The sequence below is a fragment of the Niveispirillum sp. FG156 genome (genome assembly GCF_057809555.1).
The window spans coordinates 91,373-112,181 of the sequence record NZ_JBMDKE010000018.1 but is presented as its reverse complement, the minus strand read 5'-3'; the positions used below and the strand labels follow the sequence as shown (position 1 = coordinate 112,181).

At 64.7% G+C, this 20,809-nt stretch carries 24 protein-coding genes; 10 read left to right on the top strand and 14 right to left on the bottom strand.

Annotation, left to right across the window (positions count from 1 at the left end):
- The first annotated feature begins 19 nt into the window (after positions 1-19).
- A complete protein-coding gene (locus ACODSP_RS13500; RefSeq protein ID WP_488966089.1) occupies positions 20-964 on the top strand; it encodes a MurR/RpiR family transcriptional regulator in 945 nt (314 codons plus the stop codon).
- Between the two features lie 15 nt (positions 965-979).
- Here ACODSP_RS13500 and ACODSP_RS13495 read toward each other — a convergent pair whose 3' ends face one another.
- Complete coding sequence (locus ACODSP_RS13495) at positions 980-1,384, bottom strand: tautomerase family protein (RefSeq protein ID WP_488966088.1); 405 nt, start codon at positions 1,382-1,384, stop codon at positions 980-982.
- A gap of 95 nt (positions 1,385-1,479) precedes the next feature.
- Here ACODSP_RS13495 and ACODSP_RS13490 point away from each other — a divergent pair, with 95 nt between their 5' ends.
- Positions 1,480-2,322 (top strand): LysR family transcriptional regulator, encoded by an 843-nt coding sequence (locus ACODSP_RS13490; protein ID WP_488966087.1) that lies wholly within the window; start codon positions 1,480-1,482, stop codon positions 2,320-2,322.
- Between the two features lie 95 nt (positions 2,323-2,417).
- Positions 2,418-4,298: a molecular chaperone HtpG gene (gene htpG / locus ACODSP_RS13485; RefSeq protein WP_488966086.1), complete on the top strand. Its 1,881-nt coding sequence runs from the start codon at positions 2,418-2,420 to the stop codon at positions 4,296-4,298.
- 110 nt (positions 4,299-4,408) lie between these two features.
- Here htpG and ACODSP_RS13480 read toward each other — a convergent pair whose 3' ends face one another.
- Positions 4,409-4,966, bottom strand: coding sequence for an invasion associated locus B family protein (locus ACODSP_RS13480; protein ID WP_488966085.1), 558 nt, complete (start codon positions 4,964-4,966; stop codon positions 4,409-4,411).
- A 74-nt stretch (positions 4,967-5,040) separates the two neighbouring features.
- On the bottom strand, positions 5,041-5,640 hold the full coding sequence (locus tag ACODSP_RS13475; protein WP_488966084.1) for a LysE/ArgO family amino acid transporter: 600 nt from the start codon (positions 5,638-5,640) through the stop codon (positions 5,041-5,043).
- 98 nt (positions 5,641-5,738) lie between these two features.
- Here ACODSP_RS13475 and ACODSP_RS13470 point away from each other — a divergent pair, with 98 nt between their 5' ends.
- Together ACODSP_RS13470 and ACODSP_RS13465 are read left to right on the top strand one after the other, a co-directional pair.
- Complete coding sequence (locus ACODSP_RS13470; protein WP_488966083.1) at positions 5,739-6,617, top strand: LysR family transcriptional regulator ArgP; 879 nt, start codon at positions 5,739-5,741, stop codon at positions 6,615-6,617.
- A 207-nt stretch (positions 6,618-6,824) separates the two neighbouring features.
- Complete coding sequence (locus tag ACODSP_RS13465) at positions 6,825-7,376, top strand: DUF2087 domain-containing protein (protein WP_488966082.1); 552 nt, start codon at positions 6,825-6,827, stop codon at positions 7,374-7,376.
- Between the two features lie 162 nt (positions 7,377-7,538).
- Here the strand turns inward: ACODSP_RS13465 and leuC are convergent, their stop codons facing one another.
- On the bottom strand, positions 7,539-8,948 hold the full coding sequence (leuC, locus tag ACODSP_RS13460) for a 3-isopropylmalate dehydratase large subunit (RefSeq protein ID WP_488966081.1): 1,410 nt from the start codon (positions 8,946-8,948) through the stop codon (positions 7,539-7,541).
- A 330-nt stretch (positions 8,949-9,278) separates the two neighbouring features.
- On the opposite strand from leuC, the gene ACODSP_RS13455 reads away from it, so the two are divergent.
- On the top strand, positions 9,279-10,511 hold the full coding sequence (locus ACODSP_RS13455; RefSeq protein ID WP_488966080.1) for a GGDEF domain-containing protein: 1,233 nt from the start codon (positions 9,279-9,281) through the stop codon (positions 10,509-10,511).
- Here the strand turns inward: ACODSP_RS13455 and ACODSP_RS13450 are convergent.
- From ACODSP_RS13450 to coaBC, 10 genes are all read right to left on the bottom strand, one after another.
- Entirely contained in the window at positions 10,411-10,755 is a 345-nt protein-coding gene (locus ACODSP_RS13450) for an RNA-binding S4 domain-containing protein (protein WP_488966079.1), read from the bottom strand. The two genes, ACODSP_RS13455 and ACODSP_RS13450, sit on opposite strands and share 101 nt — an antisense overlap.
- Positions 10,756-10,761: 6 nt before the next feature.
- Complete coding sequence (locus tag ACODSP_RS13445) at positions 10,762-11,772, bottom strand: alpha/beta hydrolase (RefSeq protein ID WP_488966078.1); 1,011 nt, start codon at positions 11,770-11,772, stop codon at positions 10,762-10,764.
- Positions 11,773-11,832: 60 nt separating this feature from the next.
- Positions 11,833-12,408 carry an NUDIX hydrolase gene (locus tag ACODSP_RS13440; RefSeq protein ID WP_488966077.1) on the bottom strand — a complete coding sequence of 192 codons (576 nt, stop codon included), beginning with the start codon at positions 12,406-12,408 and terminating at the stop codon, positions 11,833-11,835.
- 47 nt (positions 12,409-12,455) lie between these two features.
- Positions 12,456-12,602, bottom strand: a complete 147-nt coding sequence (locus tag ACODSP_RS13435) for an entericidin A/B family lipoprotein (protein ID WP_102112185.1) — start codon at positions 12,600-12,602, stop codon at positions 12,456-12,458.
- 73 nt (positions 12,603-12,675) lie between these two features.
- Entirely contained in the window at positions 12,676-13,221 is a 546-nt protein-coding gene (locus ACODSP_RS13430; protein WP_488966076.1) for a nucleotidyltransferase family protein, read from the bottom strand.
- A gap of 7 nt (positions 13,222-13,228) precedes the next feature.
- Positions 13,229-13,432, bottom strand: a complete 204-nt coding sequence (locus ACODSP_RS13425) for a DUF2283 domain-containing protein (protein ID WP_488966075.1) — start codon at positions 13,430-13,432, stop codon at positions 13,229-13,231.
- A gap of 292 nt (positions 13,433-13,724) precedes the next feature.
- On the bottom strand, positions 13,725-14,687 hold the full coding sequence (gene cysK, locus ACODSP_RS13420; protein WP_488966074.1) for a cysteine synthase A: 963 nt from the start codon (positions 14,685-14,687) through the stop codon (positions 13,725-13,727).
- A 194-nt stretch (positions 14,688-14,881) separates the two neighbouring features.
- On the bottom strand, positions 14,882-15,337 hold the full coding sequence (locus ACODSP_RS13415; RefSeq protein WP_054166884.1) for an RrF2 family transcriptional regulator: 456 nt from the start codon (positions 15,335-15,337) through the stop codon (positions 14,882-14,884).
- A gap of 12 nt (positions 15,338-15,349) precedes the next feature.
- A complete protein-coding gene (dut, locus tag ACODSP_RS13410) occupies positions 15,350-15,805 on the bottom strand; it encodes a dUTP diphosphatase (RefSeq protein WP_488966073.1) in 456 nt (151 codons plus the stop codon).
- Positions 15,806-15,807: 2 nt separating this feature from the next.
- Positions 15,808-17,055, bottom strand: coding sequence for a bifunctional phosphopantothenoylcysteine decarboxylase/phosphopantothenate--cysteine ligase CoaBC (coaBC, locus tag ACODSP_RS13405; protein WP_488966072.1), 1,248 nt, complete (start codon positions 17,053-17,055; stop codon positions 15,808-15,810).
- A 480-nt stretch (positions 17,056-17,535) separates the two neighbouring features.
- Here coaBC and petA point away from each other — a divergent pair, with 480 nt between their 5' ends.
- From petA to ACODSP_RS13385, 4 genes are all read left to right on the top strand, one after another.
- The gene (gene petA, locus ACODSP_RS13400) at positions 17,536-18,081 is read left to right on the top strand and encodes a ubiquinol-cytochrome c reductase iron-sulfur subunit (protein WP_488966071.1); all 546 of its coding nucleotides are present in this window, start codon (positions 17,536-17,538) and stop codon (positions 18,079-18,081) included.
- Positions 18,082-18,108: 27 nt separating this feature from the next.
- On the top strand, positions 18,109-19,395 hold the full coding sequence (locus ACODSP_RS13395; protein WP_488966070.1) for a cytochrome b: 1,287 nt from the start codon (positions 18,109-18,111) through the stop codon (positions 19,393-19,395).
- Positions 19,396-19,408: 13 nt separating this feature from the next.
- Positions 19,409-20,194: a cytochrome c1 gene (locus tag ACODSP_RS13390; protein WP_488966069.1), complete on the top strand. Its 786-nt coding sequence runs from the start codon at positions 19,409-19,411 to the stop codon at positions 20,192-20,194.
- Positions 20,195-20,458: 264 nt separating this feature from the next.
- Positions 20,459-20,752 (top strand): DUF2798 domain-containing protein, encoded by a 294-nt coding sequence (locus ACODSP_RS13385; protein WP_488966068.1) that lies wholly within the window; start codon positions 20,459-20,461, stop codon positions 20,750-20,752.
- Positions 20,753-20,809 lie beyond the last annotated feature (57 nt).

Below are 20,809 nucleotides of genomic sequence, written 5' to 3'. Positions count from 1 at the left end.
ATTTTCATAATATCAATCCATGAAAAAATCCTCTCAGGCTGATTTTCACGCTCCGGGCCAGGGCGACGCGCAAACCCAACCCGCCCCGTCGACGGAGGTGGCCTTCGCCGATACCGAACTGGGCCGCCGGCTGCTGGCGGTGATGGCGGATGGGACGGCGTCCAACCGGACGATTGCGGAGCATCTGCTGCGCAATCCCGTACGGATCACGGCGTGGAGCATTGAGGATCTGGCAGGGGCCATCGGCGTGTCGAACGCCACACTCAGCCGGTTTGCCCGTGCGGTCGGATATGCCGGCTATCCCGACCTGCGGGCAGGCATGGCGGAGACGTTGCAGACGGTGCTGCGGCCCGTTGAAAAGCTGCGCAGCAGCTTCGACCGCGCCGACCCGACCCAAGCCGCCATCAATGAGGGGCTGGAGGCCACGCTGTCGCACCTGTCGCGGGTGGCGGAGCAGATGGCGGGCGGCACACAGCTGTCAGAACTGGTCAGCCGGCTGAACGCGGCGCGCACCATCTATGTCATGGGTTTCGGCCTGTCGGCCCATATGGCGGGGCTGCTGACCCTGGGGCTGCAGCCCTTCTGCGCCAATCTGGTCAATGTCGTGGAATTTGGCGGTACCGAGGTGGCGGCGGGGCGGCTGATGAATTTGGGCGAAGGCGATGTGCTGATCGCCATCGCCTTTCCCCGCTACGCGCAGGCGGCCCTGCACCTGACCAGCTTTGCCAAGTCGCGCAAGGCGCATGTGGTCGCCATCACCGACAGTCCCGTATCGCCCCTGGCGCAACGGGCGGACACGGTGCTGCTGGCCGAAAGCACGCATCCCGTCCTGTCCAGCAGCATGACGGCGGCGGTGCTGATGGCGGAGACGCTGGTCACCGCCATGATGCTGTCCAACCGGGACAATGTCGCCCGCGCGGAAAGCCTGACCGACGCGATATCCAGCTATCTCCATAATCCGTGAGAGGGCGGCCCGCTGTCAGCCCGGATGTGCCGCCGCCCAGCGGCCGTTCTGCGTCCGGCCACCATAGCCATAGGCATCGCCGTTGGTTTCGTGGACATAGGCGTAGCATTCCTCATGGAGCGGCCCCAGAAGCTCAGCCATTCCCTGATAGGCCGCCTTCACGAACGCGGTCGTTTCCGCCTTGGTGTTGGTGCCCGCCGTCACCTTGATATCCAGCCAGAAGGCCGACAGTCCGGCATCGGTAGGCCGTTTGCCGGCGATGAACCAGCCATCGGGGTCCGCCGGCTCCACCAGCACCGCCGTCACGCCAGGGTCCTTGCCCAGCTTTTCCGCCCCCAGCCGGGCGGCCAGTGCGGCGATTTGGGTGCGCAGTTCAGGGCGTGGGTCGGGCGTTACATAGCGCACAATGATCATGGGCATCACACATCTCCTGTTGGGGTTGGAGGCCCATTTCTGCGCTTTTGAAATTCATTCGTGAACGCTATGATATTTGATAACTACCATAGCGATTTCATATGATGCTTGATCTTGAATCCGTCCGCCTGTTCGCCCTTGTCGCGGAATATGGCAACCTCACCCGCGCGGCAGAGGCGGCGGGCACCGTCCAGCCTGTTGTCAGCCAGCGCATCAAGTCGCTGGAGGCGGCCCTTGGCAGACGGCTTCTGGATCGCAGCCCCCGCCTTGTCCGCCTGACCGAGGCGGGAACAGCCTTCCTTGATCATGCGCGAACCTTGCTGGCGGCGCATGAGGCGGCGATTGCCGCGGTCAATATTGTGCCCTCCCACATCACAATCGGCATCAGCGACCATGCCCTGGGTACCCATCTCGACCTGACGCTGAAGCGGGTGCGGATGGCATTGCCGCCACAGGCGACCATGGCCGTCCATCTGGGTCAGTCGGCTGATATCCGGGATCGGTTTGAGGGCGGCCAGATCGATTTGGCCATCATCCGGCGGGAGCATGGGGCGGAAGGGGGAGAGATACTGGGCACCGATGCGTTGCAATGGCGCGTCCCGCCCGGATGGTCCGGCTCCGACGGCCCCCTGCCCCTGGTGCTTCTGCCCTCTCCCTGTTCGGTCAGGGCAGTGGCGATCCGGGTGCTTGATCAGGCCGGCATTCCATGGCGGGAGACATTCACGGGCGGAAGCTGTCTGGCCCTGATGGCGGCGGTGCGGGCCGGGCTTGGCGTGGCGCCGCTGGGCACCATCATCGGCGGCGATCTGGCCGTGATCCCGGCATCCATGGGGATGCCGCCGCTGCCCCCGTCACAGATCGTCATGCTGGCGCGGACGCCCAATCCCGCCACATCGGCTGCTGCGCGTGCCCTTGCCGCCAGTGTGCGTGATCTGCTGGCCTGAAACCCCGCTTGCGCTCCGCCACCGTCTGCCCCATATCCAGCAGCGGCTTCAAGGCCACCCTCATTGGATGTAAATCGCAGAGCAAGGTGAGAGAGATGAGCGAGGAACGGCTCAGTTTCCAGGCCGAGGTCAGCCGCCTGTTGGACATCGTGGCACACAGCCTCTACTCGGAGAAGGAAGTCTTCCTGCGGGAACTGATCTCCAACGCGTCGGACGCGTGCGACCGGCTGCGTTATGCAGCGCTGACCGATGGGTCGCTGCTGGGGGAAGACCCTGACTTCAAGATCCGCATCGTCGCCGACACGGATGCCAAGACCCTGACGCTGGTCGACAATGGCATCGGCATGAACCGTCAGGACCTGGTGGACAATCTGGGCACCATCGCCCGATCGGGCACGTCGGCCTTCGTCAAGAACCTGTCGGGCGACAGCAAAAAGGATGTCAGCCTGATCGGCCAGTTCGGCGTCGGCTTCTATTCCGCCTTCATGGTGGCGGAAAAGGTTGAGGTGTTCAGCCGCAAGGCGGGTGAGGCCACCGGTTGGCGCTGGGTCAGCGATGGCCAGGGCAGCTTTACCGTGGCCGAGGACGAGAATGCCCCCGCGCGCGGTACCCGCATCGTCATGCATATCCGCGAGGCGGAGACGGAGTTCCTGGAGGAACAACGCCTGCGCCATGTCATCAAGACCTATTCCGACCATATTGCCGTGCCCATCCTGCTGGGTGCCGACACCACCGACAGCGTGAACGCGGCCAACGCCCTGTGGACAAGGTCGAAGTCGGAGATCACGGAAGAGCAGTACAAGGAATTCTATCACCATGTCGGCCACGCCTTTGATGAGCCGTGGCTGACCTTGCATTGGCGCGCCGAGGGCGTGATCGAGTATACGGGCCTGCTGTTCGTGCCGCAGCAGCGGCCCTTCGACCTGTTCGATCCGCGCCGCGCCCATCATGTGAAGCTGTATGTCCGCCGCGTCTTCATCACGGACGAGGCGGAAGGGCTGGTCCCGCCGTACCTGCGCTTCCTGAAGGGCGTCGTGGACAGCGAGGACCTGCCGCTGAATGTCAGCCGCGAGATGCTGCAGAACAATCCGGTGCTGGCCAAGCTGAAGGCCGGGATCGTGAAGCGCGTGCTGGGTGACCTGAACAAGAAGGCCGCCGATCCGGAGCAGGCCGCCGATTACGCCCGCTTCTGGGACGCGTTCGGGGCCGTGCTGAAGGAAGGGCTGTATGAGGATTTCGCCCACCGCGACGACCTGCTGAAGCTGCTGCGCTTCCGTACGACGGAGAGCAAGGGCGAGTTGGTCAGCCTGGCCACCTATATCGGGCGCATGAAGGAAGGCCAGGACGCCATCTATTACATCACGGGCGATGAGAAATCGGCCGTGGACCGCAGCCCGCAGGTCGAAGGCTTCCGCGCCAAGGGCGTGGAGGTGCTGCTGCTGACCGATCCGGTGGACGAATTCTGGGTCGGGTCGGTGCGCGAGACCGATGGCAAGCCGTTCAAGTCTGTGACGCGCGGCGGGGCCGATCTGTCCAAGATCAAGGGCGAGGAAAAGCCGGAGGACGAGAAGAAGGACAAGGCGTCGGATGGCGACCTGTCCTCCCTGACCGCCCTTTTGAAACTGACGCTGGGGGACGAGGTCAAGGATGTCCGCCGTTCCGAACGCCTGACCGACAGTGCCGTCTGTCTGGTGGCAGATGATGGCGACATGGATATCCACCTGCAGCGCCTGCTGAAGCAGCATGGGCAGCTGGGGGCCGATGCCGCGTCCAAGCGGGTGCTGGAGATCAACCCCAGCCACCCCCTGATCCGCCGTCTGGCGGAGAAGGCGACGCAGGACGGGGCGGCGACCTCGCTGGAGGATGCGGCCTGGCTGCTGCTGGATCAGGCGCGCATTCTGGAGGGTGAGACCCTGCCCAACCCGCTATCCTTTGCCCGCCGCATGGCGGCGTTTGTGGAGAAGGGGCTGGGGTAAGGCAAGTGCGCCGCGGATTACGCTTCGCTAATCCGCGCTACGATTGTGTCGATGCCCATTTCGTAGCGCGGATTAGGCGGCAGCCGTAATCCGCGGAACCGCCGGCGCCTTCACTGCGGCGGCGGTTCCACTTGGGGGGGCGCCGCCCGTTCGGCACAGGCATCGCCGATGGCCTGATAGGCACCGCCGCTGCCGGCCAGACTGAACGTGTCGGTGGTGCGGCTGCCGCGCAGGCTGGTGCCGCGCACCACCAGGGTCGATCCCTGGCGCAGCGCCTGGGTGATGGCGTGGTCGGTGTCGGCCTCGCGGGCCCAGGCCTGTTCATCCTTGCTGAACAGTTTGAAACTCTGCTTGCCGACCTGCACCTGCACCTCGGCATGTTCGGCGAACGGGTAGCCTGCGATGAAATTCACCACATCAAAGGTCCGCTCCGCCGGGCGGTGGGTGATCATCAGGAAGACATCGCCGCGTTTGGTGAAATCGCCTTCCATCTTCTTGGGCCGCGACACCATCCAGCAGACGGGGCCCGACGCCTCCTCCAGCATGAAGGCGTTCCAGTCGCGGAAAATCCCGATCAGCCGGGGCTCCGCCGCCATGGCTGGCAGGGCCAGCAGCAGGGTGAGCGCCAACGGGAAAAGCGTCAGGATCTGCCGTGCCGGTTGCTGCATGGGCCTGCGGTATGGTTGGGGGACCGGACTTTCCCTTTACCGGAATTGGCGGCCCAAACGAAGGGCGAAATGTTTCACAGCAACAACTTGACCGCCAATCCGCCCATCACCAGGGCAATTACCCCATCCAGCACCCGCCATGCCGTTGCCTGGGCAAATAATGGCCGCAGAAGCCGGGCACCGAAGCCCAGGGCGAAGAAGAAGCTGAACGACGCCGCCACGGCCCCCAGGCCGAACCAGCCCTTCAACTCCCCGAACCGGCTGGCCACCGATCCGATCAGGACGACAGTATCCAGATAGACATGCGGGTTCAGCCAGGTTAGCGCCAGACAGGTGGCCAGCGTGGCCGCCCGTCCCGCCCCCTCCCCCGCCGCCGGGTCCAATCCCGTCTTCGCGGTCCATGCCGACCACAGGGCGCGCAGCGCATAGGCAAGCAGAAAGGCCGCACCCGCATAGCGCAGGACAGGCAGCATCCCCGGCCAGCGTTCCACCAGCCAACCCAGGCCCGCCACCCCGGCGGCGATCAGCACCGCATCCGACAGGGCACAGGTCAGCACGACGGGCAGCACATGCTGCCCCCGCAACCCCTGGCGCAGGACAAAAGCGTTCTGCGCCCCGATGGCGACAATCAGGCTGAGGCCCAGCAGATAGCCGGACAGGATGGCGTTGAACATAGGGCGGTTCTCCCGTGGCGTGACGGGAACGGACCTATCATCCGGCGATGATTAAGCGTACTTAATGTTTCTTACTCTGATTAAGCGTTGCTGATCCCATGCTGGACTATGCCCTGCTTTCCGCCCTGGCCGCCGTGGTGCGGACGGGCAGTTTCGAACGTGCCGCACAGCAGCTGCACGTCACCCCGTCCGCCATCTCCCAGCGGGTGAAACTGCTGGAGGAACGGATGGGGGCGGTGCTGGTGGTGCGCGGCAGCCCGTGTACCGCCAGCCCGGCGGGGGCCAGGCTGTGCCAGCATGCCGAACAGGTGGCGCTGCTGGAAAGCGAACTGCCGGCCAGCCTGCCAGGTCTGGCGCGGGAGGGTCCCCGCCCGGTTCTCCGCATTGCCGTCAATGCCGACAGTCTGGCCACATGGTTTGTGGCGGCCATGGCCGATATGCCCGACTGTCTGTTCGATCTGGTCCTGGATGATCAGGATCACAGCGCCGACTGGCTGCGCCGGGGGGAGGTTGTGGCCGCCGTGACGGCGGGTGGTGGGGCCGTCCCCGGCTGTGACAGCGCCGCCTTGGGTGCCCTGCCCTATGTCGCCACGGCCAGCCCTGCCTTCATGCAGCGTCATTTCCCCGATGGGGTGACGGCAGAGGCGCTGGCACGGGCGCCCTGCCTGACCTTCAACGCCAAGGACCGGTTGCAGGCACAATGGCTGCGCCGGGCGGGGATGGAGGGGACGGTGCCCACCCATTGGCTGCCCTCGTCCCAGGCCTTCATCGATGCGGCCCTGGCGGGGGTCGGCTGGGGCATGAACCCGCGTCCCCTGGCAGCAGCACATCTGGCGGCGGGCCGGCTGTTGGAAGTATTGCCGGGCCTGGGGCTAGACGTGCCCCTGTTCTGGCAGCGCAGCCGCATGCCCAGCGCCACCCTGTCCCGCCTGACCAAGGCCGTGCAACGGGCGGCGGCGGACGTACTTATTCCATAAAGGATGGCCCTGTCCGCCCGTTTCATGTTAATGCTGCCGCCGGTCGGCAGTTCACCCAGGCGTCGCCAGCCCTTCAAGGGGCCGCTAAACCTGCCTTCTCAAATGTTATCGACCGTCACACCCCAAAGGCGTGCCGCGTCGGCAAGATGGCGACCACCGACGGTTCCAGCAAGGATCAAGGCGTGCCGTGAAACGGGATGTTGACCCATGTCGAAGCAGGAATTGCCCTTTCAGGTCGCCGATATCGGCGCCCTGGCCAAGTCACTGAAATCACAACTGGAAGCGCATGAGGGCCGGGCCGGCCATGTGCAGCTTCTGAACATGCTGGCGCGCGGCGCCGGCTATCGCAATTTCCAGCATTACCGGGCGCAGGCGGCGGCGCTTGAGCAGTTGGAGAACCCGACGCCCCTCGCCCCGACGGTGGCGATCGACCATGCCCGCGTGCGCCGGTTGATGCGGCATTTCGATGATGCCGGACAGCTGATCCGCTGGCCCAACAAGTTCAACGAACAGGCCACCTGCCTGTGGGTGATCTGGTCACGCCTGTCGCCGCGCGACAGCATGACGGAACAGCAGATCAGCCGGAAACTGAACGAGATGCACAGTTTCCGCGACTTCGCCCTGCTGCGCCGCGAACTGGTGGAACAGGGGCTGGTCAGCCGTACCGCCGATTGCCGCGATTACCGCCGCATCGAACGGGGTCCGCCTCCCGACGCCCTGGCCCTGATCCGGTATCTGGCACAGCGCAAATCGCAGTAAAAAAAGGGGCACCCCACGGGGACGCCCCTCTTTATACCAAGATCCTTAATGCTAACCCACCGTAGGTCGCGGGTGAGGCGCTTGCCGAACCCCGACATTCAATGGGACCGTCGCTTGTCGGGGTTCGCCTAACGCTCACCCACGACCTACGGCCAGCGGTCATCAGCCCAGGGTGCGCACGTCCGTCAGGTGGCCCTTGATGGCAGCAGCGGCGGCCATGGCGGGGCTGACCAGATGGGTGCGGCCACCGGGACCCTGGCGGCTTTCGAAATTGCGGTTCGACGTGCTGGCGCAGCGTTCGCCGGGCTTCAGCTTGTCGTCATTCATGGCCAGACACATGGAGCAGCCGGGCTCGCGCCAATCAAAACCAGCCTCGGTGAAGATTGTGTGCAGGCCTTCTTCCTCGGCCTGCTTCTTCACCAGACCGGAACCGGGGACGACCATGGCATAGACGCCATCGGCGACCTTGCGCCCCTTGGCCACGTCGGCGGCGGCGCGCAGATCCTCGATACGGCTGTTGGTGCAGGAGCCGATGAACACCTTCTGCACCGGCACCTGCGACAGCGGCGTGCCCGGCGTCAGGCCCATATAGGCCAGCGAACGTTCCACGGCCTTGGCCTTGTTCGGGTCCTTGAAGTCCGCCGGGCTGGGCACATTGGCGGTGATCGGGGCCACGTCTTCCGGGCTGGTGCCCCAGGTGACCAGCGGCACGATATCGGCGGCGTTCAGTTCCACGACCTTGTCATAGACCGCACCCTCATCACTGGGCAGCGACTTCCAGTATTCGACCGCGCGGTCGAAATCGGCCCCCTGCGGCGCGCGGTTGCGGCCCCGCAGATAGTCGAAGGTCTTCTCGTCCGGGGCGATCAGGCCGGCGCGGGCGCCCGCCTCGATGGCCATGTTGCAGACCGTCATGCGGCCTTCCACGGACAGGTCGCGGAACGCCTTGCCGGCATATTCGATGACATAGCCGGTGCCGCCGGCAGTACCCAGCTTGCCGATCACGGCCAAGGTCAGGTCCTTGGCGGTGACACCCGGCGGCAGGTCGCCATCGACCGTCACCAGCATGTTCTTCGACTTCTTGATCAGCAGGGTCTGCGTGGCCAGCACATGTTCCACATCCGACGTACCGATGCCAAAGGCCAGCGCGCCAAAGGCGCCATGGGTGGCCGTGTGGCTGTCGCCGCAGACGATGGTCATGCCCGGCTGGGTCACGCCCTGTTCCGGCCCGACAACGTGGACGATGCCCTGGCGGATATCGCTCATGTCGAAATATTCAACGCCGAATTCCTTGGCGTTGATGGCCAGCTGCTCCACCTGGATGCGGCTTTCCTCGTTCTTGATGCCCGCCAGACGGTCCTTGCTGGTCGGCACATTATGGTCGGCCACAGCCAGGGTCTTCTTGGGCTGACGCAGCTGCCGCCCCGCGATGCGCAGACCCTCGAAGGCCTGCGGGCTCGTCACCTCATGCACCAGATGCAGATCGATATACAGCACGGCGGTGCCGTCTTCCTGACGGTGGACGGTGTGGCTGTCGAAGATCTTGTCATAGAGGGTGCGGGCCATGGTCACTCACCTGGGGGTCAAGGATCGAACCGCAAAGACGGGGGCGGCTTTACGGTCACATTGTTACGTGGTGGCGGAGCATAGCGGCACGACCCGACCACGGCAAGCGGGTGCCGGCACTTCGCCGGGTGCCTGCATGCAACGCAGCGTTCAAGGGGGCGCATGATTGGTAGGATTTGTACCAGTCTGACAGCCACACAAAGGCTGCATGATGCAGCCGGCACACACGGACAGCGCGTACTCCATCCTTAAGGATTAACCTATCGGGAAGACATACAGGGGTCATCATGTTATGAGACGGGCGGCGAGACTTTTCTCCGCCAGACGGAAAGCCTGATGTTCCCGCTGGACATTGTCACCACCCTGGTCATGTACAAATCCTCGCTGATCGCGGGCGCGCTGGCTTTCATGCATCTGCGCAGACAATCCCACAGACAGTCAGGCCTGCGGACCCTGATCCTTGGTTTTGGACTGCTGATCCTGGGCTCCACCCTGGCCGGATGGGGGGCGGCGGGCCAGCTGCCGCTTGAATTCTGGACCTTGGCCAGCCTGATTTTAGGTACCCTGGGCTATGGCCTGATCTATCTGGGCATCCATGCGCTGAGCCGGCAGCGGCAGGCAAGGCAGGGCTGGCTGATCCTGGTGCCACCGGCCCTGTTCGTCCTGGCAGCCCTGGTCACCGGCTTTCATACCGACGACCGTATCCGGTCCTGCCTGTTCCATCTGCAGGCCGGCCTGTTCCTGGCTGTTGCCGCCTGGCCGGTCTGGCGTGACCGGCGGCATGACCCGCTACCATCACGCCTGCCGCTGGCCGTGGTGCTGGCGGCCTGTGCGCTGGTATTCGGCGTGGGGGCGTGGGCGATCCTGGCAAGGCCGGACTATGTCGACTGGATCGCCCATGGCTTCGCACTTCAGATATTGGGGAATTTCGGCATCGCCGTCCTGGTCTGCGGCTTTGCCACCGACCGGGCCGAACGCGGCCTGCGGCAGGCGGCGGAGATCGACAGCCTGACCGACATCGGCAACCGCCGCTGGCTGGAGGCCAGGATGCCCCCGATCATCCAGGCCGGCGACGCGATGATCGTGCTGGACCTGGACCATTTCAAGCAGGTGAATGACCGTTACGGCCACGCCGCCGGTGATGCAACCCTTGCTGCCACCGCTAGCACCCTGCGGCAGGCATTGCGCGCGCAAGACCTGTCGGCCCGCATGGGGGGAGAGGAATTCCTGCTGTTTCTGCCGGGTGTGAAGGATCAGGCCCGCGCCGTCGCCGAACGTCTGCGCCTGCGTATTGAGGCGCAGACGGCCCTGCATCAGGATTATGCCATCACCGTCACCGCCAGCCTTGGCATCGCGGTCGCCCAATCCGACGGCATGGGCTGGGAACAGCTTTATCAGGCCGCCGACGGCGCACTGTATGAGGCCAAACGGCAGGGCCGCAACCGGGTGGTCGATCACGCCGACCTGACTACCCCCACGGCAACCGCGCCTCCGGCGTCGGCGGGTCCAGGTCTTCATACAGGGCCTGTGCCTCCGGTGCCGATCCCCGCCGTGCGGCCAGGGCCTTGACCTTGATCACCCGGACATAGGCGCCCAGGGGGAAGGTCAGGATGTCGCCCACCTTCACCACCTGACTGGCCTTGGCAACCGGTGCGCCGCCGATACGCAGGCTGCCGGACGTCGCCAGTTTGGCCGCCTGGCTGCGGGTTTTCAAAAAGCGCGCGTACCAGAGCCATTTATCCAGCCGCAGCCGGCCCTTTGCCACCTCTGCGGCATCGGCGGGATCAAGGGCGGTGATGTCCTGTTCGGCCATGCGCGCTTATCCGTTCAGGGCGCGGACCAGGAAGGGCAGGCTTTCATCCATCCGGTAATCGACAGAGGAATGGTCATCGGGGAATTCCTCATACCGGTGGGCAATGCCCAGCGCTTCCAGACGGCGATGCAGACGGCGGGCGCCATGGACCAGATTATACTGGTCACGGTCGCCGCAATCGATGAACAGACCCTTCAGCCCCCGCAAGGCCTCGGCATGCTTTTCCACCATGCGTGCCGGATCCCAGGCGAGCCAGTTGGCCCAGCGCTCCTCAATCACCTCGCACGTATCCGGCGTCACCGGCAGGCGGATGCCCAGGAACTGTGACGGGTCGGGATCATAGGTGGCGGCCATGCACAGGATCATCAGGACATGGGTGTCCTTGCCATCCACCTTGCGCGCCGTCTCGAACGCATTCATGAACCGCTCAATGGAGCCGCCATGGCGGGCGAGCGACCGCAGCACGCCCGGCATATCGGGCAGATAGCACAGCTCAAACCCCATATCGCCGGAATGGCAGGCCGCGGCGGACCAGATGTCGGGCCGCAGGAAGGCATGCGCCATTGAGCCATAGCCACCACTGCTCTTCCCGAAGATCGCCCGCCGACCGGTCCCGCCACAACCGAAACGTCCTTCGACAAAGGGCACCATCTCGTCACACAAGAAATCCATCCAGCGGCCCAGGGCAGCGGAATTGATATATTGGTTGCCGCCCAGACGGGTGAAACAGTCGGGGAAGACCACGACAGCCGGGGCCATGGCCCCGCTATCGATCAGCCGGTCCAGCCGTTCGGGCAGATTCTCCCCGAAATTCTTCCAGTTGGTATGGGCGGGGCCGCCCGCCGTGTAGCCAACAATATCGACCAGCAGCGGCAGGTCACTTCCATCATGGCCGGCGGGGACATAGACATGCACCGCACGCGCGGGGCTATCGCCCATCAGATTGCCGCGCAGGACCTGGCTGTCCAGCGTCAGGCGGTGGATGGTGCCCTGGGCGGCGGTCTGGGAACGGCGCATTCTGTCTCTGTCCGGCTGTTGGTCGCTTCTGATGGCGACTGTGCCCGGACAGGGCGGCGGTTACAAGCCCTCCAAGGGCGGCGGCGGGTTGGTGCCAGGGCCAAATCCCGTCTGCCCCGCCTTTTCCCGCCATTCATGCAGGGCCCAGACGACACTGGGAAAGGCCAGTTCGTCCCAGGGAATGTCCTTCCACGCGAACATGCCGACCTCCAGGCTTTCCACCCCCGCCGCGATGGCGGGGTCGGAAAGTCTGGCGCGGTAGATCATCTGCACCTGGGACAGGCGGGGGATGTTGTACACGGCCAGCAGGGCGTCGATGGCGATATGGGCGCCTGCCTCCTCCATCGCCTCCCGCGCCGCGCCCTGCGCCGTCGTCTCATTCAGCTCCATATAGCCGGCGGGCAGGGTCCAGAACCCCTTGCGTGGCTGGATGGCGCGGCGGCACAGCAGGAACCGGCCCTCATCATCGGTCACCACAGCGCCGACAACGATCTTGGGATTCTCATAAGCGATATAGGAACAATCGGGACAGACCAGCCGCTCCCGATCCTCCCCCGGCGGCACCATGCGCACGCGCGGGCCGCTGATCGGCGGCGGCGGGGACAGACGGGCGAGGTCGGCGGGGGGCGTGCTCATGGATCAACCATGCCGCCAAAGCCCCCGCCGGGGCAAGGCGCACCAAATTAATTCTTGGCGTCCTGCGCGGTATTCTCAATGGCCTTGCCGCCCGACTTCACATCCTTGCCCACACCTTCAACCGTGTTGCAGGCCGACAGGGCGAAGGCGGAAAGCAGCAGCGGGATCGCCAGGGTCAGGGTACGCTTCTTCATGATGTCCTCTCACATCGAAACCGGCATTCAGCCGGCGATGCGGGGATAACAACCGCAGGCGGCGTTTGTTCCCTCAGGCTCGTTCGACCAGCCAGGGCCAGCGGGCGCGATAGCTGTCGACCTTGATCCGGTACTGCGGCGGATTGTCGGTGCGCGGGTTCTGGCGCAGGATACCGGTCGCCAGTTCATCCAGCCCATAGGGCGCCACCACCTCCCCCGTCGCCGACAGGCCGACACAGGTGCAGCGGACCAGGAAACCGGCAATGCCGTCGCGGCTGCTTTCCAGGGGTGGGATCACCGTCCCGAATCGCTGCGGATACCAGAGATGGACCCGCGCCTGATTGCGCAGTTCAACCTCCACGCCCAGGTCAGCAAAGAGACCGGCGGCCCGCCGGATGACCGTATCCTCGGCTTCCCAGCTGGTGTCCGGGTCATAATAGAACAGGTCGTAATCCTTCACGCCCCAGCCGGGGGAACGCCCGTCGCGGGCGTTCCACACGGCCTGATAAAGGCACCCAGCCACCAGATAGGCCTGATCCAGCCCCAAGGCAGGCAGCCGGTCCAGAATGGTGGCATTGATCGAGTTGGACAGCGCCAAGGCGCGTAAGGTGGGGGTCATCACCCGCTCATTCAGCGGCGGCGGGCACAAGGATCAGGCGGGCGATCACGTCCGGCTTGGTGGAGGCATGTTGGACGTCATACCCGACCGGTTGCCCATCGGCACCGTAATCCACCATGACATCCGTCTCCACCTCCACCGTGCGCTTCGACGGCAGAGGCCGGATCTCGATATAGAGACTGTCGGTGGAAGGATCGTAGCTGGTCTTCATGGCCCGAAAGCTTCATCCGGGAAGGCGTTATGACCGTCATGCCGTCGGATAATAGCACAACGCGCAGATAACAGCCGAGCGTTTCAGAATAGCCATAAAGCCGGATGCGGCCATCGGGTTGCCGGATACGCACTTCCGGTTTGTCGATGATACGGCGGATATCAATCGGGTCCAGATCGGGACGCCGCGTCATCACATCGAACGCGAAGTAGCGCGTTCGCCAGAAGGGTGGCGGGGGAAGCCGTTCCGGCTCTGCCGTGGCGGCCAAGGCCGACCTCCCCCGCCCCGTTCGTTACTCCAGACCCTCGAACAGGGCCGTGGACAGGTAGCGTTCGGCGAAGCTGGGCAGGACGACGACGATCAGCTTGCCCTTGTTCTCGGCCCGCGCCCCCACCTCGAACGCCGCAGCCAGGGCCGCACCGGACGAGATGCCGACGGCGATGCCTTCGGTCTTGGCGGCGTCACGCGACAGCTCAAACGCGCGGACGTTGGAGATGCGCAGCACCTCGTCGATCAGGTCCTTGTCCAGGATGTCGGGCACGAAGCCGGCACCGATGCCCTGGATCTTGTGCGGGCCGGGCAGGCCGCCGGACAGGACGGGGCTGTCCTCCGGCTCCACGGCGACAACCTTGAAGCCGGGCTTGCGCTCCTTCAACACCTGGGCCACGCCGGTCAGGGTGCCGCCGGTACCCACGCCGGAAATCAGGATATCGGCCTTGCCCGCCGTGTCGTTCCAGATTTCCTCCGCAGTAGTGGCGCGGTGGATGGCCGGGTTGGCCGGGTTCTTGAACTGCTGCAGGACATAGGCGCCGGGCGTGCTGGCCTGCAATTCCTCGGCCTTGGCGATGGCGCCTTTCATGCCCTGCGGGGCAGGCGTCAGGACCAGTTCAGCGCCCAGCAGCTTCAGCATCTTGCGCCGCTCGATCGACATGCTTTCCGGCATGGTCAGGATCAGGCGGTAGCCCTTGGCCGCGGCGACGAAAGCCAGCGCGATGCCGGTATTGCCCGAAGTCGGCTCGATCAGGACGGTGCGGTCGGGCGAAATCTTGCCCTCGGCCTCCGCCGCCTCGATCAGGGCCTTGCCGATACGGTCCTTCACGCTGGACAGCGGGTTGAAGAATTCCAGCTTGGCGACGACATCGGCCACGACACCATGCTTGGCCGCCAGCCGGTTCAGCCGCACCAGCGGCGTGGCGCCGATCGTGTCCAGGATGCTGTCATAGATCTTGCCACGGAATTCAGGGCTGGCGGACATTTCACATCTCCGTTGTGGTATTCATCAGAAATACCGGGTCAATGTTGTGTATATAGGCAGGCGCATGCGCTGTCAAAGTGCTGATGCCCACCCGCGATGTCTTATCGCGGGTGGGCTGGCGCGTTGAGCGCCCGCGACCCCATGGTCGCGTAAGCCAAGGCGGCGGATGCCGCCGCCCGGCACCTGAGGGACTACTAAATACTGAAATCGAGCTTCGACGCCGCCTCGCTGGCCACGCCGGCCTGATGGGCGCGAACGCACAGGTCTTCGATGCTGGTCTGTTCCAGCCGCGCCATCACCTCGTCCTGCAGCTCGGCCCACAGGGGGCGGACGACCTGCCGGCCCAGTTCTGCACCCACCTCTTCCTCGATGGGATCGGTGGCCTGTTCCAGGGCGCGGACGACGCGCACGATCTCGGCCACCGTGATGCGGCGGCGTTCCTTGGCCAGACGGTAGCCGCCCTTGGGCCCGCGCACACCGGCCAGGACGCCGGCCCGCACCAGGGCCTGCAGCACCTGTTCAAGGTAGCGTTTGGGGATGCCCTGACGCTGCGTGATCTCCGCCGACTGTACCGGGGCGGAGCCGGCATTATAGGCGATGTCCAGCACCGTCTCGATGGCGAACATCAGTTTCTTGGATATGCGTAGCATCCCCGTTCCCCCTCAGCCCTTGGTGCCGGTTGATCCGAAACCGCCCGACCCGCGCGCGGTTTCGTCCAGATTGTCCACTTCCGTCCAGACGGCCCGCTCATGCCGGGCGATCACCATCTGCGCGATGCGGGTGCCGCGTTCCACGGTAAAGGGCTGGTCGCCATGGTTGATGACGATCACCCCGATCTCGCCACGGTAATCGGCATCGATGGTGCCGGGGCTGTTGACCAGGCTGATGCCGTTTTTCAGGGCCAGACCGGAGCGCGGGCGAATCTGCGCCTCAAACCCTGCCGGCAGGGCGATGGCAATGCCGGTCGGGATCAACTTGCGCTGACCCGGTTCCAGGGTCACCGGGTCTGCCACGGCGGCCAGCAGGTCCATGCCGGCGGACAGGGCCGTGGCATAGGCGGGCAGGGCCAGATCGGCGCCATGCGGCAGGCGGCGGATGGAAATGCTGATATCCGACATTCTTATTTCTTTCCGTTTACGAAATGATCACTGATGGCGGTCGCCAGACGGCTTGCCACCTCGGTCTTGGCCAGGTTTTCCCAGGCTTCCTCTGTGCCGTCGGCGCGGATGACATGCACGGAATTGCGATCACCGCCGAAGGTGCCGGTGGCTGGTGAGACATCATTGGCCACGATCCAGTCGCAGCCCTTGCGCAACCGCTTGGCGCGGGCATAGGCCACGACATCATTCGTTTCGGCAGCAAAACCAACCACTAGTTCCGGGCGATCCGGTCCGGCAGCCGACAGGGTGGCCAGGATGTCGGGATTCTCGGTCAAGGTCAGGGCCGGCGGTCCGCCGCCCTCCCGCTTCTTCAGCTTTTGCCCCGCCGCCTCCACACGCCAGTCAGCGACAGCAGCCGCGGCGACAAAGATATCGGCAGGCAGGGCGGCACGACAGGCGGCCAGCATCTGCGCCGCCGTCTCCACCGCCACCACATTCACCCCCGCCGGGTCAGGCAGGCGCACAGGGCCACTGACCAGCGTCACCCGCGCGCCCAATGCTGCCAGCGCCGCCGCGACGGCGTGGCCCTGCTTGCCGCTGGACCGGTTGGCGATATAGCGCACGGGATCGATGGGTTCATGGGTCGGACCACTGGTGACCAGGGCATGGCGCCCGGCCAGCGGCTTGGGCGCTGCCTGCGCCGCGAACCAGCCGGCCAGATGATCGGCGATGGAAAGCGGTTCCACCATGCGGCCCGGCCCATATTCGCCACAGGCCATGGCCCCGTCATCGGGACCGATGATGCCCACACCACGCGCCGCCAGCAGGGCCAGATTGGCCTGGGTCGCCGGATGTTCATACATCCTTACATTCATGGCGGGCGCCACCAGCACCGGCTTGTCGGTCGCCAGCAGCACTGTCGTGGCCAGATCATCGGCCAGACCATGCGCCATGCGGGCCAGGATGTTGGCCGTGGCCGGCGCCACCAGCACCACATCCGCCGACCGCGATAGCTGAATATGCCCCATGGCCGATTCGTCGGTCAGGGACCAGAGATCCCGATAGACATTGTCCTCCGACACCGCCTGCAGGGTCAACGGCGTCACGAACTGCGCCCCGCCATCGGTCAACACCACGCGCACCGATGCCCCGCGTTCGCGCAGGCGGCGCACCAGATCCGGCGTCTTGAAGGCGGCAATCCCCCCCGCCACGATCAGCAGGACGCGGCGGCCGGCGAGTGATTGCACAGGCGGTGGCGCTGTGGACAAGGGCGATATCCCTTCGGCATCCCTCTGGCCCTTGGGGCCGGATAGATTGTTTACCGGTAAATCAGCACATTCTGCCGTCAAAATGCACGGCGGTCGCGCTGTGAAATCAGGGATATTCCCAAACCGGGACGGATGCAAGCGCGCCGCCATGCGCATGCGCGGGGGGATCGATGCCCCAGGCGCCGGACAGCGCGACAGATTGTCCAGAAGCATGCGCTTCCCAACCGTTGGCGGGCCATGTATATCGAACATCCGCGACCGGGGAAGCCTCTGGCCGCTCCGTTCGTGCTGGCCTTTCCCGTTCCCCGCACTGCACCTGTCGCACCGCATCACCCGATGCGCGCTGTGACGCAGTAAGTGGGGGTGGAAAGACCGGCGGACAAGCCCAATTCAGCCCGGGTTCCCGGGTCCATATCGTTGTTTCAGTAAAAGGCGTCGGCCCGACGGGGGCCGCGTCCATTCGCCGAGGAGATGAGAGGTATGGCGGACACCATGCATGCGGGCGACGGCCAGACCCGCCGCGACTTCATCTATCTGGCTGGCGCCGCCATGGGCGGTGTTGGTGCCGCTGCTGCTTTGTGGCCCTTCATCCACAGCCTGAACCCGGCCGCCGACACGTTGGCCCTTGCCAGCATCGAGGTCGATCTGGCCCCGATCCAGCCGGGTCAGGCCATCAAGGCCATGTGGCGCGGCAAGCCGGTCTTCATCCGCAACCGCACCCAGGAAGAGATCGACAGCGCCCGCGCCGTTCCCACGGCCGAGCTGATTGATCCGCAGCCGGACCAGGCCCGTGTCAAGGAAGGCAAGGATAACTGGCTGGTGTTGGTCGGCGTCTGCACCCATCTGGGCTGCATTCCGCTGGGCACCTCCTCGGGCGAATCGAAGGGTGATTTCGGCGGGTGGTTCTGCCCCTGCCACGGGTCGCACTACGACACGTCGGGCCGTATCCGCAAGGGCCCCGCGCCCTTGAACCTGCACGTGCCGGAATATGCGTTCCTGACCGACACCCGCGTCAAGATCGGCTAAAAGATAGATCCAGTCAGGGAGTGCCAGATGGCTCACGCCCCACAGTCCAATTTCGAGAACCCGGTGGTGAACTGGATCGACCAGCGCCTGCCGATCTTCACGATGATGAACAAGGAGTACGGGTCCTTCCCGACTCCGCGTAACTTCAATTATTTCTGGAACTTCGGCGCCCTCGCCATGGTCGTGCTGATGACGATGATCGTCTCCGGCATCTTCCTGGCGATGCACTATACCAACAACACGTTGCTGGCTTTCGACAGTGTCGAACGCATCATGCGCGATGTTAACTGGGGCTGGATGATCCGTTACATCCACGCCAATGGCGCGTCGATGTTCTTCATCGCCGTCTATATCCACATCTTTCGCGGCATCTATTACGGTTCCTACAAGGCGCCGCGCGAGCTGATCTGGATCTTCGGCGTCGTCATCCTGCTTTTGATGATGGGCACCGCCTTCATGGGCTATGTGCTGCCCTGGGGCCAGATGTCCTTCTGGGGCGCCACGGTGATCACGAACCTGTTCTCGGCCATCCCGGTGGTGGGTGAGAGCATCGTGACCCTGCTCTGGGGTGGCTTCTCGGTCGATAACCCGACCCTGAACCGCTTCTTCGCGCTGCACTATCTGCTGCCGTTCGTGCTGCTGGCCGTCGTGGTCCTGCACGTGGCTGCCCTGCATATCACCGGGTCCAACAACCCGCTGGGTGTGGAGCCGAAGGGTCCGCAGGATACGCTGCCGTTCCATCCCTATTACACGACGAAGGATATCTTCGGCGCGACGATCTTCCTGATCATCTTCGCGGCCTTCGTGTTCTTCGCCCCGAACTACATGGGTCACCCGGATAACTATATCCCGGCCGACCCGCTGGTGACGCCGGCGCATATCGTTCCGGAATGGTACTTCCTGCCGTTCTACGCGATCCTGCGCTCCATCACCTTCGCCATCAGCCTGCCGTTTACCGACGTGGTGCTGATCCCGGCGAAGCTGGGTGGCGTGCTGGCCATGTTCGGCTCCATCGCGATCCTGTTCGTCCTGCCCTGGCTGGACAGTTCGCCGGTCCGTTCGGCCCGTTTCCGCCCGATCTTCAAGTGGTGGGTGCTGCTCTGCCTGGTGCCGGCCTTCTTCATGCTGGGTTATGCCGGCGGCAAGCCCGCTGAACAGCCCTACGTGCTGATCGGCCAGTTGGGCACGGTGATGTATTTCGCCTTCTTCCTGGCCCTGCCGATCATCGGCCGGATCGAGAAGCCGCTGCCGCTGCCGGCCAGCATCGCCAACCCGGTCCTGGGTGGCGGCAACGCCCCCTCCACGCCCAAGTGATGGAGAAGGCCTGATGCGTCGTCTTCGTACCCTTATCGCCGCAGGCGCCCTTGCCATCACCGGTCTGACCGGTCAGGCATTGGCTTCCGGCGACGCGCCCCTGCCCCCGGCCCAGACCTGGGCCCATGGCGGGGTGAACAGCTTCCTGTCCTTCTTCAAGGGCTATGATTACGCTTCCGTGCAGCGCGGCTTCCAGATCTACAAGGAAGTCTGCTCTGCCTGCCATTCGATGCACCTGCTGTCGTACCGCAACCTGCACGACATCGGCTTCAACGAGGCGGAAGTGAAGGCCATCGCGGCCTCGGTGGAAATCACCGACGGCCCCAATGACCAGGGCGAGATGTTCACCCGGCCGGGCCTGGCGTCCGACCGGTTCAAGAACCCGTTCCCGAACAAGCAGGCCGCGGCGGCCGCCAATGGCGGCAAGGCACCGCCGGACCTGTCGCTGATCGTGAAGGCCCGCGCCCATCACGAGGATTACATCTACGCGATCCTCACCGGTTACAGCGACGCCCCCGCCGGGGTGGAACTGCCGCCGGGCGGCAATTACAACAAGTACTTCCCCGGCCACGCCATCGCCATGGCGCAGCCGCTGTACGATAATGGCGTGACGTTCACGGACGGCACCAAGGCCACGATCGATCAGCAGGCCCATGATGTGACGACCTTCCTGGCCTGGGCGGCTGAGCCCAAGCTGGAAGAGCGCCGCCGCGTCGGCCTGATGGTCATGCTGTTCCTGGTGTTCTTTGCCGGCATCATGTATGCCGCGAAGCGTCGCCTGTGGTCGGAAGTCCACTGAGCACGTGATCAGTGGTGGATCGGCTGGTTTCCTTCCGGTCCATGACAGCGGGGCGCCCCTCACCGGGCGCCCCGTTTGTTTTTGCGCTGACCGCGCTTGCACAGCCGCCGGAAGCCCCGCTATACAACCGATGCGCTTGCCCCGAATGCAAGTCGCCGTAAGCGTTTACGTCAGCCAACGTACCAACAGGACCCCGCCTGACCGCGTGGTCCCTGCCGGTACAGATGCGACGGCCACGGCGGGGCGGGGACAAGGAGAGCGTAAATGAGCAATCCCACCATCAAGGGCAGCGGTTCCGGTACGGAACAGCGGTTCCGGTTTCGCAAACTGCCGGCACGGTATGCCGGCATCGTGATGCCCCTTGTCCTGTCCATCCTCATGACCTGCGTCGTGTCGGCCATCGCCACCCTGCGCAGCGTCGGTCTTGTCGATGGCATACAATGGCTGTGGCTTCAGAACTGGGCCCTGTCCTGGGTCGTGGCCTTTCCCACCCTGCTGCTGGTCCTGCCCCTGGTCCGGCGTGTGGTGACCTTGCTAGTGGCGACACCACAGACCTGAGATTGCCATGCCCCATCCGCGCCAACGCGGATGGGGCCCTGTCCCTACACTTCCCGC

Bases quoted from the DNA above. Each gene is read 5' to 3' on its own strand.
- ACODSP_RS13500 (WP_488966089.1), top strand. From the start codon at position 20: ATGAAAAAATCCTCTCAGGCTGATTTTCACGCTCCGGGCCAGGGCGAC.
- ACODSP_RS13495 (WP_488966088.1), bottom strand. From the start codon at position 1,384: ATGCCCATGATCATTGTGCGCTATGTAACGCCCGACCCACGCCCTGAA.
- ACODSP_RS13490 (WP_488966087.1), top strand. From the start codon at position 1,480: ATGATGCTTGATCTTGAATCCGTCCGCCTGTTCGCCCTTGTCGCGGAA.
- htpG (WP_488966086.1), top strand. From the start codon at position 2,418: ATGAGCGAGGAACGGCTCAGTTTCCAGGCCGAGGTCAGCCGCCTGTTG.
- ACODSP_RS13480 (WP_488966085.1), bottom strand. From the start codon at position 4,966: ATGCAGCAACCGGCACGGCAGATCCTGACGCTTTTCCCGTTGGCGCTC.
- ACODSP_RS13475 (WP_488966084.1), bottom strand. From the start codon at position 5,640: ATGTTCAACGCCATCCTGTCCGGCTATCTGCTGGGCCTCAGCCTGATT.
- ACODSP_RS13470 (WP_488966083.1), top strand. From the start codon at position 5,739: ATGCTGGACTATGCCCTGCTTTCCGCCCTGGCCGCCGTGGTGCGGACG.
- ACODSP_RS13465 (WP_488966082.1), top strand. From the start codon at position 6,825: ATGTCGAAGCAGGAATTGCCCTTTCAGGTCGCCGATATCGGCGCCCTG.
- ACODSP_RS13455 (WP_488966080.1), top strand. From the start codon at position 9,279: ATGTTCCCGCTGGACATTGTCACCACCCTGGTCATGTACAAATCCTCG.
- ACODSP_RS13450 (WP_488966079.1), bottom strand. From the start codon at position 10,755: ATGGCCGAACAGGACATCACCGCCCTTGATCCCGCCGATGCCGCAGAG.
- ACODSP_RS13445 (WP_488966078.1), bottom strand. From the start codon at position 11,772: ATGCGCCGTTCCCAGACCGCCGCCCAGGGCACCATCCACCGCCTGACG.
- ACODSP_RS13440 (WP_488966077.1), bottom strand. From the start codon at position 12,408: ATGAGCACGCCCCCCGCCGACCTCGCCCGTCTGTCCCCGCCGCCGCCG.
- ACODSP_RS13435 (WP_102112185.1), bottom strand. From the start codon at position 12,602: ATGAAGAAGCGTACCCTGACCCTGGCGATCCCGCTGCTGCTTTCCGCC.
- ACODSP_RS13430 (WP_488966076.1), bottom strand. From the start codon at position 13,221: ATGACCCCCACCTTACGCGCCTTGGCGCTGTCCAACTCGATCAATGCC.
- ACODSP_RS13425 (WP_488966075.1), bottom strand. From the start codon at position 13,432: ATGAAGACCAGCTACGATCCTTCCACCGACAGTCTCTATATCGAGATC.
- cysK (WP_488966074.1), bottom strand. From the start codon at position 14,687: ATGTCCGCCAGCCCTGAATTCCGTGGCAAGATCTATGACAGCATCCTG.
- ACODSP_RS13415 (WP_054166884.1), bottom strand. From the start codon at position 15,337: ATGCTACGCATATCCAAGAAACTGATGTTCGCCATCGAGACGGTGCTG.
- dut (WP_488966073.1), bottom strand. From the start codon at position 15,805: ATGTCGGATATCAGCATTTCCATCCGCCGCCTGCCGCATGGCGCCGAT.
- petA (WP_488966071.1), top strand. From the start codon at position 17,536: ATGGCGGACACCATGCATGCGGGCGACGGCCAGACCCGCCGCGACTTC.
- ACODSP_RS13395 (WP_488966070.1), top strand. From the start codon at position 18,109: ATGGCTCACGCCCCACAGTCCAATTTCGAGAACCCGGTGGTGAACTGG.
- ACODSP_RS13390 (WP_488966069.1), top strand. From the start codon at position 19,409: ATGCGTCGTCTTCGTACCCTTATCGCCGCAGGCGCCCTTGCCATCACC.
- ACODSP_RS13385 (WP_488966068.1), top strand. From the start codon at position 20,459: ATGAGCAATCCCACCATCAAGGGCAGCGGTTCCGGTACGGAACAGCGG.